This is a genomic window from Rhizobium sp. GR12 (assembly GCF_036596185.1).
In the GTDB taxonomy this organism is placed as follows: Bacteria; Pseudomonadota; Alphaproteobacteria; order Rhizobiales; family Rhizobiaceae; genus Agrobacterium; species Agrobacterium nepotum.
In genome coordinates, this window is record NZ_JASXTH010000058.1 from 1 (window position 1) to 279 (window position 279).

Consider the following 279-nt stretch of genomic DNA (forward strand, 5'->3'; position numbering starts at 1 on the left):
GTGAAGCTTACCGTTACTAATAGCTCGATCGACTTCTTCGTTCCCATTGATTATGTTCATCAAACGCAGTTTGATGACATCTGTTCTGTCCTGGCGCGCAAAGCGCTTCGGACAGGTCACAGACAAGACGTGTTAAATTAAATGAAGCGAAAGCTTCCCAGCTTCTCGAAACAACAGTTTCCATGCGTTCCGCATGGATCACATGTTGCGTTTTGCCGACCTGGTGGTTATCGCGGGGCGGCCGCACCCGTTCCCTTTCCGAACACGGCCGTGAAACGC

At 50.9% G+C, this 279-nt stretch carries 1 rRNA gene; it reads left to right on the top strand.

The features are described 5' to 3' along the window. Positions 1-219: 219 nt before the first annotated feature. Positions 220-279: ribosomal RNA gene (gene rrf / locus QSK43_RS27250) — 5S ribosomal RNA — on the top strand; the annotation flags it as partial.